At 57.0% G+C, this 15608-nt stretch carries 12 protein-coding genes; 9 read left to right on the plus strand and 3 right to left on the minus strand.

Features of this window, described 5'->3' with window-relative positions; genetic code table 11:
* Positions 1 to 1688 precede the first annotated feature (1688 nt).
* Complete coding sequence (locus tag H8S59_RS04465; RefSeq protein WP_187520625.1) at positions 1689 to 2147, minus strand: hypothetical protein; 459 nt, start codon at positions 2145 to 2147, stop codon at positions 1689 to 1691.
* A 576-nt stretch (positions 2148 to 2723) separates the two neighbouring features.
* Here H8S59_RS04465 and H8S59_RS04470 point away from each other — a divergent pair.
* From H8S59_RS04470 to H8S59_RS04500, 7 genes are all read left to right on the plus strand, one after another.
* Complete coding sequence (locus H8S59_RS04470) at positions 2724 to 3716, plus strand: hypothetical protein (protein ID WP_187520626.1); 993 nt, start codon at positions 2724 to 2726, stop codon at positions 3714 to 3716.
* The gene (locus H8S59_RS04475) at positions 3713 to 4741 is read left to right on the plus strand and encodes a hypothetical protein (protein ID WP_187520627.1); all 1029 of its coding nucleotides are present in this window, start codon (positions 3713 to 3715) and stop codon (positions 4739 to 4741) included. The genes H8S59_RS04470 and H8S59_RS04475 overlap by 4 nt, the downstream gene beginning before the upstream one ends.
* Positions 4742 to 4933: 192 nt before the next feature.
* Positions 4934 to 5566, plus strand: coding sequence for an adenylyl-sulfate kinase (cysC, locus tag H8S59_RS04480; RefSeq protein ID WP_095093114.1), 633 nt, complete (start codon positions 4934 to 4936; stop codon positions 5564 to 5566).
* Positions 5567 to 5756: 190 nt separating this feature from the next.
* On the plus strand, positions 5757 to 6542 hold the full coding sequence (locus H8S59_RS04485; protein WP_187520628.1) for an efflux RND transporter periplasmic adaptor subunit: 786 nt from the start codon (positions 5757 to 5759) through the stop codon (positions 6540 to 6542).
* Complete coding sequence (locus H8S59_RS04490) at positions 6539 to 7858, plus strand: efflux RND transporter periplasmic adaptor subunit (protein WP_187520629.1); 1320 nt, start codon at positions 6539 to 6541, stop codon at positions 7856 to 7858. Before H8S59_RS04485 ends, H8S59_RS04490 begins: the two co-directional genes overlap by 4 nt.
* A complete protein-coding gene (locus H8S59_RS04495) occupies positions 7859 to 9955 on the plus strand; it encodes a site-2 protease family protein (protein ID WP_027901608.1) in 2097 nt (698 codons plus the stop codon).
* Positions 9956 to 9986: 31 nt separating this feature from the next.
* Positions 9987 to 10484, plus strand: a complete 498-nt coding sequence (locus H8S59_RS04500) for a GNAT family N-acetyltransferase (protein ID WP_027901609.1) — start codon at positions 9987 to 9989, stop codon at positions 10482 to 10484.
* On the opposite strand, the gene H8S59_RS04505 is transcribed toward H8S59_RS04500, so the two are convergent.
* Positions 10485 to 10796: a DUF6916 family protein gene (locus H8S59_RS04505; RefSeq protein WP_187520630.1), complete on the minus strand. Its 312-nt coding sequence runs from the start codon at positions 10794 to 10796 to the stop codon at positions 10485 to 10487.
* 48 nt (positions 10797 to 10844) lie between these two features.
* Positions 10845 to 11438, minus strand: a complete 594-nt coding sequence (locus tag H8S59_RS04510; protein WP_187520631.1) for a phage tail protein — start codon at positions 11436 to 11438, stop codon at positions 10845 to 10847.
* A gap of 414 nt (positions 11439 to 11852) precedes the next feature.
* On the opposite strand from H8S59_RS04510, the gene H8S59_RS04515 reads away from it, so the two are divergent.
* A complete protein-coding gene (locus H8S59_RS04515; RefSeq protein ID WP_027901612.1) occupies positions 11853 to 12689 on the plus strand; it encodes a sulfotransferase family protein in 837 nt (278 codons plus the stop codon).
* A 145-nt stretch (positions 12690 to 12834) separates the two neighbouring features.
* A partial coding sequence (locus H8S59_RS04520) for an Ig-like domain-containing protein (RefSeq protein WP_187520634.1) occupies positions 12835 to 15608 on the plus strand: 2774 nt, incomplete at its 3' end.

Below are 15608 nucleotides of genomic sequence, written 5' to 3' on the forward strand. Positions count from 1 at the left end.
CGTAGGCTTTGCGCAGAGGTCGTTAGCAACAGACAGGTGTCTGTCGCCCTCAACGTGTTGGAACGAGCGCAGGGGAGTGACTGGAAGTTTGAGGGGACGGCACGAGGACGGTTGCAGGCCCTTTTGCGATTTGCCTCATTGCGCGCGCTTGTGCCTAGCGGCCAGCCACTTCGTTTGACGCCCTCGTTTCAGCTAGTGACCACCTCGATCAAGGATGCAGCACGTTGGGGAGCGAGTCATTGGTCGATCCCCCCTCGAGATCAGGGAGAGCCATCACTGGTTGTGCTGTTCCGGGCGGAACGAGGCGAGTGCGTTGAGTGTGGCTTGATCCAGCGGGTGTACCAGCCTATCAATCAGGAGGGTGGCAGTGACCCGATCTGCGGCGTGTGCCTGTCGAATCTCGACTGGATGGATCCTGTGGCCTTGGGAGAATTGCCAACTCACATAACCGGGGAATTTTGAGCGAAGAATTCGCCTGACCCTAGAGCGGGTAATTCATTCGCATTAGGTTCGGGAGCCCGAGCAGGAAACAGCTCCTGAGCACCTCCTCGTGGCTGCCAATCGGGAAGATCTGCAAGAGGACATTGTTTGGCAGGCTAGATTTGTGACGCTGCAACAACCGGCTTCTGCGCTGATGGCGGCACTGAGGCCTTGCTTTGCCAATGTCTGAACGTACATGCCGCACGTACGCAAGGGACCTTCGAAGATGTTCATCGGGGGAGTGACCTGCCTGGCGGCTGGTCACTCAACGGCGTTCACTCAGGAAAGGTCCCAATTTACGTTATCGAAGAAATTCATACTCACTTCGATCTGTAGCGAGCCGTGTTGATCGAGGAGCTTTGTTCGCAGAGGCTGTGTAGCCACTCCCTCGAAGTCGAGGACGTAGTAATACGTCATCGAACCATCGTCAGAGGTCATTGCCTCTGGCTCTACGTCTATCAGGGTCTCCGCCTCCTCGACGGTAATCCCTAGCTCGTTTGAAAGAGCATTTTCGAGCGAGGTGAGGGGAGGTCGTGAAAGCACTACGTCCCAATCTGAGTGCCGCTGGTTTCGAAGATCCGTCTAGAGCAATGCCACACTTCTAGGAGCCGTATATGGCGAGGCAAAGTGTCCAAGACAGTGCAGAGTGGGAGACTGGCGAGATCCAGGGCACTTCGCTCCAACTATCCGGCCCGGTCGAACTCTTGTTTTAATTCAGAAATTCGATCGGGATAGGAGGCATTTGAGGAGAATGGCTACGGGCTGCGACAGTCCAGACCCAGCCTGCTACTTCCCGAACCTGAAGATATGCGGTTCTGACGGCGGGTAAGTCTGGCGTCCGCGGATGGGGCGATATGGCTTAAGCGCGAACACGAGGCTTGCTGAATTAGCCAAATCCTAAGTTGATAAGAGAGGCTAGGCCCCGCGGGCCTACCTCTCCCCCCTCAGTGTTTTATTACTGGAAGAAGTTGATGATGATTTTCATTAAAAAACCTATTACGGCACTCCGCAATGCAGGCAATACCCACCTCCACTGAAGCTTATTCAAGGGTGGGGTAATATTTATGGTCACGTTATTATGCTGGCCAGACAGCACCAAGATAAAAACTTGGGGCCTAGAATTTCCAATGCCAGTGGAATTCTTGCTCGAATTTCGATCATTGAATTGCATAAAAATGCCTTTGAAAAGTTGAGAGAGGGTCAACAGGTCAAAAGGCAGAGCGGAGCCTATGGCGATCAATACTCAACTCGGCATCGTAGGCAAAAAGAGGGGTACGCAAAAAAGCGTTCAGTGCAGCTGAAGCGCGTGCACAGTTAATTGCAGAAAGTAGGAACGCAGCGAAAAGAATTACGATTCGGTTGAAAATATCGCGAAGTGCAGATTGGCGGAAATGATCCTGACGAAAATCGTAAAATCCATAAACGCCGTAACTGAGGTCTTCGGTAAAGGTAACTAGAGTGCCATTTCTACGTATGCAACGGAGGCTCTCCGGTTCCTCCGTAATGTCTAGCAGGTCCAGGGCGGCTTTGGCGCGTGCTACCGCTGCTGAATCTCGATTAGGATCAATTGCAAAGTCGCGAACATATTTATCCGCTCGGCGATATGTCGCCGAGTAATTTTCAGACTCCTCCTCCAGTTCACGGTCAAACTCATCCCAGCTCAACATAAGTGATCACCCGTAACGGTTGCTCCATCGTGGTTTCAGACTCCCATACCTTACCCTCGTATGGCCTTCACGCCAATCCTACCGATGTAACAAAACGAGTCTTTACTGGTGAATGCAAATCCGGCTCAAGGGCATCCGCTTTCGACCGTACTTTACCGAGTGTGGCGCTCTGTAGGCTTTGCTACTCTTATTGCTTTGCATTCACCCTTGATGGGTGGCAGGCGTCCTCGGAGGATTTGTGCGTCATTTGAGGAGTGCAACTGGATGACGTAGGTAGTAACTCACCTACTCAACGCCGTTTTCAGTGCAGTAGTAGCCGGTCTCGGAGTTGTGTTTTGCCTAAATATCCAAAGTCGAGTCTGGAAAAGCGACACACAGCCGTTTTGTGTTTTACCTTAATTCGATGGCGGATCTGCACGCATCGCTGAGAGCTCCGAAATTCGCGTATCACTGTGTTGTACGTTTTTATCCATGAACAATAGCAGTTCCTGGCCCAGCCCCGGATAATCAGGGTAAAAAGCATCCTATGCCCCACCACCCCATATCATCCAGACAATAGAGCGATGCCTGAACCCCATGAGAAAAACCACTCAGCAGTTAATGGTTCAGAACATTGCCGACTGGCAGCATCGAGGTTTGATCGACCAGCAAACCCAAGAGCGGCTGAGCGCGCCTTATCAGCGTCCTGACCAATTGTTATCCACGGTGCTGCAATGGCTAGGCATCGGTGCGGTGTTATTGATTGGTATGGCAATCCTGGGGGGTGTGAGTTATCTCAGCGAGTCGGTCACCCTCGGCGTTGTGCTGTTTTCTATCGCCGGTGTGGCATTGTGGTGGGTCGGGGTACGCCTGGCGCGTGATCCAGCCGGGCGTATGCCGGTGGCTGGTGTTGCCATTTTGACCATCGGCCTGATGCTGATCGGCGGTAGCCTGTTACTCAGTGGAGTTGACTCCGACGTGGGCGGGTATGATCGGATCCCTCTGGCACTGCTGGTCACCGCCTTGCTGAGTGTGGCCACTGCCTATCGTTACCACCTGCGCTGGCCATTGTTTCTTGGGCTGCTGTGCGCCTTTCACGGCTTTGGCTCCTGGGAGAGTTATGCCGGTAGCGGGTCATATGTGTTCGATATTCAGGACCCGCGAGCCATGGCAGTGATTGCCGGATTGGCAGCGCTGCTGGGGCTTTGGCACCAGCAGGCTGAAGAAAGGCCGCTCCGCCACTTCAGCGGTTTCGGGCGTTTGTATGTGATTTTCGGACTGCTCTACTTCAACTGCTCGCTGTGGTTTCTCAGCCTGGACAATTACCACTCGTCCCAATCAGGGCTCTCGATACTGCTATTCACCGTAGGGGCCATCAGCCAGTTGGTGATCGGTGCTCGTTTCAAACACCCTAGCTTCACCGGGTTTGGTGTGGTGTTTCTGGGTATCAACCTCTACACGCGCTTTTACGAACACGCCTGGGACCGCCTAAGTGTCGCGGCTTTTTTCGCGGCGGCCGGTGTTGTGGGTGTTTTGTTGGGCTGGTTGTTTGAGCGCGCGGCGCTACGTGCCAAGGAGGATCGGCCATGAGCATGGATCGCCGCAATCGACAGGTCCGTGATGCCCTTGATCAATGGCTGCGCGAGGGGCAGATCGATCCTGTTGCTCACAGCCGTATCGGTGAACTGTATCCCTTGACCCGATGGGACTGGCGCTCACTCGGGCGTTGGTTTCTGACGTTCGGTGCGATCAGCCTGGCGGCCGGTCTGGTGTTATTTCTGCGTGAGCACCTGACGTTCACCCTGCCCAAATCGGCGATCAGCTTGTCAGTGCTGACCTTGGGCCTGTTCGTCGTCGGGCGCTGGTTGCCCGGTAAAGGCTTGAGGATGCTTGGCAGCACCGCCGAACTGCTGGGCGGCTTCGCCCTGATCGGCGTGAGTTTTGTGGTGGGGATGATCTATTCGGACGGCTCCGGTAACTGGCCGGCGCTGCTCCTGATCGACCTCCTGATCCTGCTGGTGCTCAGCTATGCCTTGGGCAATGTGTTACTGCTGACATTGTGCAGTGTGTTGTTCTTCGTCTGGTTCGGTGGTCGCAGCGGATATGAGTCCGGCTGGGGCGCCTACTGGTTTGGCATGAACTATCCGCTGCGGTTTCTCGGTGCTGCGGCGGTGCTTGTGGCTGCGGGGGCTTTGCATCTGCGCTGTGAGGCCGGATTGCTTGCCCGCTACAACGGGTTTGCCAAGGTATGGATTTCCTGTGGCCTGTTTGTGGGCGAAATGTCCTTGTGGCTGTTGTCTCTGTTCGGCAGTTACGACTTGATCGACGGCCCGTGGCATTTTGCCGAGGATCGCGAGCTGCTGATGTTCAACGTGCTTTGGGCGTTGGTTAGCCTCGGCGTGTTAACGGTGGGACTGCGCCAGCGGTTCGGCATGTTGGTGGGGTATGGCTCAACGTTTTTAATAATCCAGTTGTACACCCTGTTCTTTACCCAACTGGCCGAAACCCTGGGTTGGCTGCTCAGCTTGCTGATCGCCGGCGCTAGTTTGCTGGTGCTGGTGATCTGGCTGGAGTCGCAGCGCCAGAAGCGTCGGGCGGCGATTTCAGAAGCTTGAGCCTGACCCAAACACCAAGGTCGAATAATCACGGAATTCAAATGATTCTATTGTTTGCCCAGATTGTGCGGTTCTTTATTGCCCTGATGGCGGGAAGAGCTTGCGCCGCCAGCGGAGGTTCAGGCTGTACTGCCATCTTCCCGTTTCAGGCCGGATGCGTCGTCATACCATGTCACCCTTCGGAGATACCCTATGTCTTCTTCGCCGGTACTTCCGACCAATCCTGATGAGCAATCGGTGCCGGTATTGCACAGCTTCGAGATTGAGCGCCAGAACCACTCGAACCTGAAAGGTCATCGCTCGCTGCTGTTGTGGTTCACCGGAATGTCTGGCGCAGGCAAGTCGTCCATTGCCAATCGGGTTCAGGCCAACCTGCATGAGCATCGCCTGCATACCTGCCTGCTGGACGGCGACCAGCTTCGTCGAGGTTTGTCCGTCGACCTGGGTTTTTCCGATGCCGACCGCAGGGAAAATATCCGGCGTACGGCTGAGGTGGGCAAATTGATGGTGGACGCAGGCGTAATCACATTGGTCTGCCTGATCTCGCCATTTGAGCAGGAACGCCGCATGGCCAGGGCTCTGTTCGCCCCTGACGATTTCATTGAGATATTTGTTGATGCGCCCCTGCATGTGCTGGAACAACGCGACCCCAAGGGGTTGTACGCCAAGGCGCGGCAAGGCTTGATCAAGAATTTCACGGGAATCGATTCACCGTATGAGCGCCCCGTATCACCCGACATCGTGATCGATAGCGCGACGTGCTCTATCGATCAAGCGGCGCAGATTGTAGAGGCGTTCTTACAGAACCGTTTCGCTGCTTCTTAGGTTACGCATAGCCTAAGCCTGATAAAGCATAACGTCTATCCAGGTCCTATTTACCTGGCAGTGGGTGGTAGATACAGAGGTTTGAAGTCTTTTCGTGAGGTCATCGCTCTCTCGGCAAAGATAATGGCTATTGGCTTGACGCTTCTCATGGCTGTCGTAGACTGGCTCCATCCGACAAGGAGTCTCCGGTATGCGGTGTTTGCAGGGATTGTTTTTCTTTTTACTCGGGGCGACGTGTTCCGCTCAGGCGCAGACTCCGGCTGAAGCCGATGCGTTGTTGGATAACGCTGCTTCTGCAGGTGCGCAGGTTGCTTCTTCCAGTGAAGCGCGAGGTGTGTTGCGGGCCCAGGATCAGGCGGTGCTTGCCAGTGAGTTGGCCGGGCGTATTGTCGATCTGCCGCTGCGCGAAGGTGAAACCTTCAAGAAGGGCGATACGCTGGCGCGTTTTGACTGTTCAGCCTATCAGGCGCAGCTCAACGCCTCTCAGGCTGCCAGTCGCGGGGCCAGTGAAGAGCTGGCGCATAACCGGCAGTTGGCGTCGCTCAATTCTGTAGGTCGTTTCGAAGTTGCTCGTGCTGAGGCCCGGGTGGCTGAGACTCAGGCGCAATCAAGTGTCTTTCAGGTTCAAGTCAAACGCTGCAGCGTGATCGCGCCTTATGACGGTCAGGTCGTGGAGCGCAAGGTTCAGCGTTATGAAAGCGTTTCCGCTGGCACGCCGCTGCTTGAGATCGTCGATAACCGTACTCTGGAAATTCACCTTCTGGTGCCCTCCCGCTGGATGGGCAAGCTCAAGGCCGGGCAGACGTTCAGTTTTGTGCCTGACGAAACCGGCAAATCACTGACCGCCACTATCAAGCGTTTCGGTGCGCGGATCGATGAAGGCAGCCAGACATTGTTACTGGTGGCCGGTTTGCCAAAGTCTGATGACCTCTTGGCTGGCATGAGCGGAACGGCGCGTTTTCCGGAGCTCAAGTGAACGCGCCTGTACCCGGAGTGGTAGAGCGGGTCTTTGCCCAGTTCCTCGACCTTGAACGTCTTACCCGCGCCGCCCGCACGACCGATCAACTGGCGTACAGCCTGGTGAATGACGGGCAGCCGCTGTTTGGTTTTCGTCATGCTGCGCTGGTGATTGCCGGTAAGGTGCGGGCAGTGACGGGTGTCAGCGTGATTGATCCCAATGCGCCGTTTGTCGCGTTCGTCGAGCATGCGGTGGCTCAGTTGTTCAAGCTGGAGAAAGCCAGGCCAGCCAGTGTCGTTGCGATGGATAAACTCAGCGCTTCGGTGCGCGAAGACTGGCAAAGCCTGTCGGCGCCCCATGTGTTCTGGCTGCCGTTGCTGGATCATAAAGGTGAAGTGTTCGGTGGTTTGTGGTTGGCCCGTGACAAACCCTGGGCTGCGCCCGAGCAGGTTTTACTTTCGCATCTCGGTGATACCTACAGTCATGCATGGCTGGCATTGCAGCCGCGTAAGCCCTGGCGCCTGCGTTGGAGTCGCAAGCGTCAGGTCGGGTTAGTGGCTGTTGCTTTGTTGAGCTTGCTGATCCCGGTTCGCCAGTCGGTTCTGGCCCCTGCCGAAGTCGTGCCGTTGGCTGGCCGCGTGGTGGCTGCGCCACTGGATGGTGTGATTGCCGAATTTCTGATCAAGCCCAACCAGCCAGTCAAGACCGGTGACTTGTTGGTGCGTTTTGAAAACACCACCCTCAAGGCTCAGGCCGATGTCGCCGAGCGTACGCTGGGTGTCGCGGAGGCGGAACTCAAAGCCAACTCGCAACGCGCTTTTGCCGATGCCGAATCAAGCTCTAAGGTCGACCTGCTGGCCGCTCGCGTCGAGCAAAAGCGTGCAGAGCGCGATTACGCACGTGAGTTGCTCAAGCGCAGCGAAGTTCGTGCCGAGCGCAACGGTATCGCAGTCTTTGCCGATGCCCAGCGCTGGACGGGGAAACCGGTCCAGACTGGCGAGCGCTTGCTGGAAATCGCTGATCCTGCCCAGGCCGAACTGCGCATCGAACTGGCGGTTGGCGACGCCATCGCTCTGGAGCCGGACGCTGAAATCGCGCTGTTCCTCGACAGTGATCCCTTGCATCGCCATTCTGCCCGCCTGGAGCGCGCAGCTTATGAAGCGCAACCGACTCCGGGTGGGCAATTGGCTTATCGCCTGGATGCCAGCTTTATTGATTCTCCGCCGCGTATCGGGTTGCGTGGCACCGCGAAGGTCTTTGGCGAGCGAGCGCCGTTGGCGTTGTATATCTTGCGCAGACCTTTGGCAGGTTTGCGTCAAAGCGTAGGCCTGTAAATGGTACTGCCCAGCCTGCGGGCGGATCTGCACCTTTCTTCGGCCGCACCTGCACTTGACGGGTCGCCGCGCTGGACTCTGGCTGATCCGGTGCGAGGTCGCTATTTCAAGCTGGGCGCTCAGGCTATTCGTCTGTTGCGGCATTGGTCGCTGGGCGAACCCTCTCAGGTACTACAGGCCGCGAACCGTGAGCCAGGTCTCCCGCTGGGCGATAACGAAGTGCAGGAGCTGCTGATCTTTCTTCGCAGCCATGACCTGATCGCTTCGACCGACCCCGACCAGCGCGCCAGCTATGCCTACAAGGCTGCAGCTTCGCGTCACGGCGTGTGGCAGATGCTGTTGCATCAATACCTGTTTTTCCGCATTCCGTTGTGGCGCCCGGATGCTTTTCTCAATCGAGCATGGCCTTGGCTAAAGCGCTTTGGTCCCGCCATCCTGCGTTACGGTTTGCCAGCTACGCTGGGACTCGGAGTGTTTCTGGTCGCGCGGGACTGGCAGCGCTTCATCGGCACTTTTCCGCACCTGTTCAGCCTTGGCGGGGCGTTGGCGTTTGGTACGGCGTTGTTTTTCGCCAAGCTTTGTCATGAGTTCGGTCATGCCTTCATGGCCAAGCGTGCTGGTTGTCGTGTGCAGAGCATGGGCGTGGCCTTCATGGTGCTGTTGCCATTGTTCTACACCGATGTCAGCGATGCCTGGCGAGTGAATGACCGGCGCGCCCGTTTGCTGATCGGCGCAGGAGGTGTCCTCGCCGAAATGCTGTTGGCCTGTATCGCTTTGCTGGCCTGGTCGCTGCTGCCCGACGGGCCTGCACGTACGGCAGCATTCATGCTTGCCAGTGCGACCTGGTTGACCACGGTGGTGGTTAACCTCAATCCATTCATGCGTTTCGATGGTTACTTTCTGATCAGTGATCTGTGGGAGGTGGATAACCTTCAAGGCCGGGCATTTGCCTTGTGTCGCTGGCGGTTGCGTGAGGCCTTGTTCGGTTACGGCCTGCCTGCGCCCGAGCCCTGGACGCCGGTCATGCAGCGTCGCCTGTTGTGGTGGGGGTATTTGTCCTGGCTATGGCGGGCGGCACTGTTTTTCGGGATTGCGCTTGCTGTTTATCACCTGTTTTTCAAGTTGCTGGGGATCTTCCTGATGCTGGTGGAACTGGGCTGGTTCATCTTTCTGCCGATCTTCAAGGAGACACGCCACTGGTGGGCCAACCGCGAACAGGCTCAGACGCCCAGGGTTTTGCTTAGTGGTGCGGGCTTGTTGGCGCTGGTATTGCTGCTGGTGGTGCCTTGGCGCAGCAGTGTCGAGGTGCCAGTCATGCTGGAGGCCGGGAGGGTGACGGCCCTGCATGCGCCTGTTGCCGCTCGCGTCAAACAGGTGAATGTGCGTGACGGGCAGACGGTGGAGCAGGGCGCCGTATTGGTGGAGCTTGAGTCGCCTGATGTCGATTCGCGGCAGACCATCGTGCGTCGAGAAATCGAGATTCTGCAATTGCAGATACGTCGTCAGGCCGGGCGCAGCGAGACGGTTGCGGATGTTGGCGTCATCGAACAGCGTCTGGCCAGTGCATTGGCCGAGTATCGCGGCCTTGCAGCTCAGCGCGAACGCTTACTGGTCCGCGCTCCCCAGGCCGGTCAGGTGCGTGATCTCATGCCGCAATTGAACCCGGGCCGTTGGGTTTCGACCCAGATCCCTCTGGCCCGAATCGTCGAGGGCGGTACGCGCCTTCGTGGTTATCTGGCTGAAGATGTCTTGTGGCGTATCGCGCCGGGAGACAAGGGACGATTTATCGCTGACGACCCTATGCGCTCCTCGCTGCCGGTCGAGTTGCTGGATGTAGACGCTAACGGGGTTTCCTACCTGGATCAGGAAGCCCTCGCGTCTGATCATCACGGGCCGATTGCTGTTCGCCGCGACGAAAACCATCGCGCCGAGCCGGTTCAGGCGCAATACGGCGTGCGTTTGAAGGTGACAGAGGATATCGAGGCTCCGACCCAACCGTTGCGAGGTGTAGCGGTGCTGCAAGGGCGCAGTGAGTCGCTACTGGGCTCGACATGGCGAAGGCTGGCAGCGCTGGGCGTTCGTGAAAGTGGTTTCTGAAAAAAGTGCTCCAGGGAAGAGGACAAGACTGATGTTGAACAATGCAGACGGGCTGGAAGTCCGGCCCTCACGTGATTCGGACAGCCCTTTCATACAGTCGCTTTATCATTCGGCCCGGCCTGATTTGCAACTGATCGACGGCGAGCGCGATCTGGTGGAGGAGGTCATCGCTCAGCAGTTTCGTGTGCAGGAAGCCGGCGTGGGCAATGGGTTTCCCAATGCGATGCATTATGTGATCGAGAAGCTTGGCAGCTTGATCGGCGCATTGGTGGTGGATTTCGGCCCCAATGAAATTCGTGTGCTGTATCTGGCATTCATTCCGGCAGCGCGGGGCAAGGGCTACGGCCGGACGGTATTACAGGGCGTGCAACAGGCTGCCGAAAAGGTCTGTTGCCCTGTGGCAGCGGTGGTCTGGGACAATAACCCCCATGCGCGCCAGCATTATCTGGCGCTTGGGTTTCAGGTCGAAGAGCAGGATATCGCGGCGCAGCGGCTGGTCTGGTATCCGGGTCAGTCCAAAGCCAGTTGATCAGTTGAAGCTGATGCAGTAATAGGCCAGGTTCGCATCACGCCCCATTGGGGGAACGCGGGAGACGAATACTTCTTCAAGCTTGCCCAGTTCCGGCAGTTCAATGGCGCACAGGCCATCGACGAAGGTGCTGGGCTCCAATGAATTGAGGCTGACGCTGAAAGGCAGGCGCTCATTATCGGAGAGGCGTGCCTGAGGTTTTTCGTCGATGGACGAGATGTTGATCGGCAACTGACTGCCGTCGTCCAGTTGCAGCGAGCATGGGCTGCCCAGCAGTGCACGAAAATGTTCGACAGTAACGTTTTGCAGCATGGAACGACTCCAGCAAGAGTGGGAGAGCCCTTCCCTGGGCTCGGGAAGTCAGTTGCGACTAGGGAAAAGGCCCTGCAAGGCAATGCTGAAGTTCACAACCAGGAAAGGGTTCATGCTGTCCATAGGCTGGCTGCCGCCGACGGGTTGCATGGTGCCGGTGATGGCTGTTGATACGCCTTTCTGCACGATAGGCGCTGCAGTTCCCAGGTCCGGTGCAAACATGTTGGCGGAACTCGGGCCGGCCGTTGTGCCTCCGACATAGCAGTTGGTGGCCGTTGGCACGATGGAGCCGGTGGCGCTCGGCTGCGCACCCAGATTGATGGTAGTCGTTGCGCTCAGCGTGCTCATCTGGTGTACGTGAGCTGGCATGTTGGCGATCGCAACGGTGACCTTCTCGACGCCTGAAGCTGTACCGATCACTCGATTGGTCAGGTTGACACCGGTCCCCTGATTGATTGGCACCCTGCCTTGCAGGTTGGGCAGCATGAAGTTCTGTGTCGCGTCTCCTCCATAAATGACGCCCAGCAACGCATACAACGCGTTGTACTGGCTGATGTTCATTGTCTGGCCGTTGCACTGCGCCCAGCCATAGGGTGCAAAGGGGAAGCCGAACGTCATGATCGAACCCATAAAAACTTCCATAAACTTTCATCCTTTGTATGTTATGGGGTGACACGTTATCCACTCAGGCACATGCCCGTGGCAGTGGCAAAGTGAGAGCGTAGACACTGTTTGGCGAATTGCTGCGCTTTTTGGATTTCCGTTTCTCGATTGACACAGTCAGATGAGCAGATGGACGTTTATGCGATCAGTCCTCTCGAATTTCGGGAAAAAACTGACACCTGCTCGGACAATAAACGACCGCTCGTCTGATGGTTTTCATCTGGTTAATAATTAAATTCTTTTATTACAACTACTTATATGAGGAGAGCATATTTTTTGAGTAAGTCTGCTTAAGTCCAGGGAACTGATGTCGAAGTACTACTATGCGCGTACTTATTGTTACGTTAGGCTGACATTGGTAGCCCTATGGAAGGGATTCAGGAAGAGAAACGGATGCAGGACTTTCACTTTATATCGGGGCTTCCACGTTCGGGATCTACCCTGCTATCAGCCATTCTTCTGCAGAACCCGCGCTTTCATGCCGGTATGAGCAGTCCGGTTGCTTCGTTGTTTTCCAGCGTCCTCGGTCAATGCAGCGCAGGCAGCGAATTCTCTTCAATGATCGATACCAGCGCACGTCGACGCCTGCTGCGCGGGATTTTCGAGTCTTATTACGCCGACAAGACCGACAGCTCAATTGTATTTGATACGAGCCGTGGCTGGACTTCCAATCTGTCGGCACTGAAAGATCTGTTCCCGAAATCCAGGGTCATTGCCTGCGTGCGCAATGTGGCCTGGGTCATGGACAGCATCGAGCGCGTTTACCGCAAAAATCCTTTCGAAAACACCAAGCTGTTTGTCGACGATGCCGAGCGCAATACCGTTTACAGCCGGGTCGAAACTCTGGCGCAACGCAATCGCCTTGTGGGTTTTGCCTGGGCATCGTTGAAAGAAGCCTATTACGGCGAGCATGCCGACTCGCTGCTGCTGATTGACTACGACCTCCTGTCCCAGGCGCCGGATCGAGTCATGCGCCTGGTGTACGAATTCATCGGCGAGCCCTGGTTCGAGCACGATTTCAACAACCTCTCCTATGACGCACCGCAGTTCGACGACGCGCTTGGCGTCTCCGGTCTGCACAAGGTGAAACCCAGGGTTGCCTTTGAAAATAGGCATACGATCCTGCCGCCTGACCTGTTTGAGCAATATTCAAAGTTGTCGTTCTGGAATGACGGTTCGGCCAGTGCTGCCAACGTAATCCGAATGAAATCCGACGCCGCGACCAACTGATCGCGGTTTTCCATAGCAGTGTTACAACGTTCGATCTCTGGTGAGCGCCATGTGGTGGAATAAGAAGAAGTCGCCGACTGTGCAGCGGGCCTCCGTAGAGGCTAAATCCCCCGCTTCCCCCATGATCATGTTCCTTGAGCCGCGAATGCTGTTCGACGGCGCAGTGGCTGCCACTGTCGCCGATGCTGCGCAGTCGGACAGCCAGCCGACTGCCGAGGCTGCCAAGACGACCGATCAGGCCAGTGCCAAAGACAGCAGCAGCGAAAGCCATGCGCAATCGGCTGCCACGGCTGATATCACGCCCACCCCAGCGGCCGTAACAGGCAACACCGTGGTGTTTGTCGACTCGCGGGTCAAGGACGCCGACAGCCTGCTCGCGGGCGTCGCGCCGGGTGCTCAGGTTGTCATGCTGGATGCCACCAAAGACGGTTTGCAGCAGATTGCTGATTATCTGGAATCGCATCAGGGCGTGAGTTCGGTGCAGATCATCGCCCACGGCAATTCGGGTGACCTGTGGCTGGGCAACAGCTATCTGTCGGCCGACAACATTACTCAACGCAGCGCCTTGCTGGCCGAAATCGGCAATGACATGGTCGCGGGCGGCGATATCCTGATTTACGCCTGTAATACCGCTGAAGGCGAGCAGGGTCTGAACTTCGTTGATTCGCTGGCAGAGCTCACGGGGCGCGACATCGCGGCGTCGACCAACCGTACTGGTGTGGGCGGCGACTGGACCCTGGAAATCGCGACCGGCAGCATCGAAAGCATTGGCGCGCTGTCGCGGCAGGCGATGGACTCCTACCAGTGGGGTCTTGCGACATTTACCGTGACGTCCACCACCAACACTGGGGTGGGCAGTCTGCGTGAGGCACTGACCAATGCTCAGAACGGCGATATCGTGACCTTCTCCAGCGGCATGACAGTCGCGCTTAACGCCCAGTTGGTGGTCAACAAAAACATTACCCTTGATGGTGACCTGAATAACGACGGTGTAGCGGATGTCACACTGGACGGCCAGAACAGAACCAGTGTGATCCGGGTGACCTCGGGCACGACTGCCACTTTTGATGGCCTGATCATAACGCGAGGCGTTGCCAGCACTTCGGGTGCCTCTAGTGGTAGCGCGATTGCGGCGTCTGACGCTTTGGGTGGCGGTATCAATAATGCCGGTAACCTGACATTGCGCAATGTCACCGTGACGGCCAACTCGGCTGCAGGCGGTGGCGGCGGTGGCGGTGTGCTGTCCCCGAACGTCGGTGGCGGCGGCGGTGGCGGTGGCGGTATCGGTGGTCAGAATGGTGCTGCCGGTGGCAGTGCCGGGACCTATACCCCTACATCTCCATCAGCCAACACTGGCGGTAATGGTGCGAGCTTCAGCACCGCCTACCTGGCCGGGGGTGGGGGTAATTCGAGCGGTGGTGGTGCCGGGGGGAATGGCACTCCAGTCGGATACACCAACGGAGGTACGGGCGGCACTGCGACTTCCGGTGGGCGGACTATCGGCGGTGGCGGTGGCGGTTCGGGCTTTGATGCAAATGGTGGCAGAGGCGGTTCTGCGGTGGGCGGGATCTATAACGCCTCTACGGGTACCCTTGCGATCATCGGCACCTCGACCCTCAGCAGCAACATCGGTGCGGGCGGTGGCGGTGGTGGCGGCGGTACGATCGGCGGGAACGGCGGCCGTGGGATCGGTGCGATCTGGAACAAAGGCACGGTCAATATCACCGCAGCCAACAACTCGGCCATGACGGGCAACGTGGGTGGCAGTGGGGCGGGTGGTCAGGCAAACGGAAATAGCGGTGGTGCAAACGGTACCTCGCCAACAGCGGTCAATAACATATTCAACGATGGTGGATCGTTGAATGTCACCTACAGTGCTGACGTTACGGCACCCACAATCTCCAGCATCGTGATTGCCAACCCGTCTCTGGGGTCGGGTGGTTCGTCTGCCGTGACATTCACTTTCAGTGAGCCGGTGTTCGGTCTGGATATCTCCGAGATAACCGTTCCCAACGGCACGTTGACTAACCTTACGACCACCAACAACATCACCTGGACGGCCACGCTGACGGCGGCCAACAACGTTAATGATACGTCGAACGCCATTACCCTGGCCGGTTCGGCCGTACAGGACTCTGCTGGTAATATCGGCAACGGTACCGGTACGTCCAACAACTATGTGGTCAGTGATACCGTTGCTCCAACTGCAACCATCGTTGTGTCGGACAACGCTTTGAGGGCGGGCGAAACTTCGCTGGTGACCATCACATTCAGCGAAGCGGTAGCGGGTTTCAACAATGCGGATCTGTCAGTTGCCAACGGTACCCTGACCGCAGTGAGCAGCAGTGATGGCGGCGTTACCTGGACCGCCACCCTGACACCCCTCAATAATCTAACCAGTGCCACCAACCTGATCAGCCTGAACATGACCGGCGTGCAGGACTTGTCAGCCAACGCAGGCACTGGCACGGTTTCATCGAACAACTATGCAATCGACACGTCGCGCCCGACCGCAACCATCGTGGTATCGGACACCACCCTGAGCATCGGTGAAACGTCGACGGTGACGATTACCTTCAGTGAAGCGGTAAGCGGTTTTAGCAACGCTGACCTGACTGTCGCCAACGGCACGCTCAGTTCTCTTACCACCAGCAACAACATTGTCTGGACGGCCACGTTCACGCCGACCAACAACATCACCGATACCACCAACGTGATCACCCTGGACAACACCGGTGTCACGGATGTCGCAGGTAACACCGGGTTTGGCACGACCAACTCCAGCAACTACGCGATCGATACTGTCCGTCCAACGGCCAGCATTTTACTCTCGGACAGTTCACTCACAGTGGGTGAAACCTCGTTGGTGACCATTACCTTCAGCGAAGCGGTGAGCGGATTTACCAATGCGGACCTGGC

This window comes from Pseudomonas folii, assembly GCF_014357575.1.
In the GTDB taxonomy this organism is placed as follows: domain Bacteria; phylum Pseudomonadota; class Gammaproteobacteria; order Pseudomonadales; family Pseudomonadaceae; genus Aquipseudomonas; species Aquipseudomonas folii.

What these genes read in the sequence shown, in the direction of transcription:
- H8S59_RS04465 (WP_187520625.1), bottom strand. Translation starts at nt 2,147, where the DNA reads ATGTTGAGCTGGGATGAGTTTGACCGTGAACTGGAGGAGGAGTCTGAA.
- H8S59_RS04470 (WP_187520626.1), top strand. Translation starts at nt 2,724, where the DNA reads ATGAGAAAAACCACTCAGCAGTTAATGGTTCAGAACATTGCCGACTGG.
- H8S59_RS04475 (WP_187520627.1), top strand. Translation starts at nt 3,713, where the DNA reads ATGAGCATGGATCGCCGCAATCGACAGGTCCGTGATGCCCTTGATCAA.
- cysC (WP_095093114.1), top strand. Translation starts at nt 4,934, where the DNA reads ATGTCTTCTTCGCCGGTACTTCCGACCAATCCTGATGAGCAATCGGTG.
- H8S59_RS04485 (WP_187520628.1), top strand. Translation starts at nt 5,757, where the DNA reads ATGCGGTGTTTGCAGGGATTGTTTTTCTTTTTACTCGGGGCGACGTGT.
- H8S59_RS04495 (WP_027901608.1), top strand. Translation starts at nt 7,859, where the DNA reads ATGGTACTGCCCAGCCTGCGGGCGGATCTGCACCTTTCTTCGGCCGCA.
- H8S59_RS04500 (WP_027901609.1), top strand. Translation starts at nt 9,987, where the DNA reads ATGTTGAACAATGCAGACGGGCTGGAAGTCCGGCCCTCACGTGATTCG.
- H8S59_RS04505 (WP_187520630.1), bottom strand. Translation starts at nt 10,796, where the DNA reads ATGCTGCAAAACGTTACTGTCGAACATTTTCGTGCACTGCTGGGCAGC.
- H8S59_RS04510 (WP_187520631.1), bottom strand. Translation starts at nt 11,438, where the DNA reads ATGGAAGTTTTTATGGGTTCGATCATGACGTTCGGCTTCCCCTTTGCA.
- H8S59_RS04515 (WP_027901612.1), top strand. Translation starts at nt 11,853, where the DNA reads ATGCAGGACTTTCACTTTATATCGGGGCTTCCACGTTCGGGATCTACC.